The organism is Micromonospora sp. B11E3 (assembly GCF_039871625.1).
Lineage (GTDB): Bacteria > Actinomycetota > Actinomycetes > Mycobacteriales > Micromonosporaceae > Micromonospora.
Genome location: NZ_JBDPMC010000232.1, coordinates 1 through 900 on the forward strand (window position 1 = coordinate 1; position 900 = coordinate 900).

Here is a 900-nt window from a genome sequence, read left to right on the forward strand (position 1 = left end):
GGCGGCCGGGCGCACCACGAGATCGCCGTGGAGGACGCCGATCTCGGCGCCGGCGCCGGTGTCGAAGGTGACCAACCGCATGAAGGCGCCTCCCAGCCGGAAGAGTAGTTAGATCCCAGTCCAACTAGCCGTGACTGTAGGACTCCGGCGGAACCCGAGTCAAGCAGGGCGGCTCCGGCGGCTGCTTTACTTTGGCCATGAGCCCGCGACACGTTGAAACCGAACCAGAACCGCTGGAGACACTGCGCGATGGCAGGAACCGCAACCGCGCCCTTCGACGGGAGCGCGTCTATGCGACCGCCATCAGGCTGTTCGTGGAGCAGGGTTTCGAAAGTACGACAATGGAGGACATTTCCGAACGGGCCTCGGTTGCTCGTGCGACCGTTTTCAACCATTTCCAGCGCAAGTCCGCCTTCCTCGACGAGTGGAGCGCGCGTCGGCGCCGGCGCGCCCTGGACGCGGTGCGAGCCGCACGCCTCGACGACCACTCACTCAAGGAGGTGCTGACCCAGTACATGATCGAGCTGGCGGACAGCAGCGAGAGCGCGCGGGACGAGACCGTGGCACTCATCGGCTCCGCGATCCGCTCGACCGACGCCTTCGGCAACACCTACCTGGCCCGGGAGCTCACCGAGCTGGTGGAGCAGGCCCAGCGATCCGGCGAAGTCCGCGCCGAGGTCGACGCCGCCCAGGCCGGGCTGATCATCGCCACCTCCTACTTCGCCATCCTGGAGCGCTGGATCACCGACCCGCCCCCGTTCCACCTGCGCGAGGCCCTGCTGGGCATGCTCGACCTGGTGTTCCACGGATTGATCCCGCCGGCGTCCGACTCGTCCGGCAGGCCAGCCGCCCCTTGATTCCGGCCTGCGCCTGGACTCGTTCGCTGCTCAGCGGGGAAAT

The 900-nt window shown here is 67.3% G+C and carries 1 protein-coding gene; it reads left to right on the top strand.

Annotation, left to right across the window (positions count from 1 at the left end; translation table 11 throughout):
* The first annotated feature begins 197 nt into the window (after positions 1-197).
* Complete coding sequence (locus ABGB16_RS33830; protein ID WP_347672115.1) at positions 198-857, top strand: TetR/AcrR family transcriptional regulator; 660 nt, start codon at positions 198-200, stop codon at positions 855-857.
* Positions 858-900 lie beyond the last annotated feature (43 nt).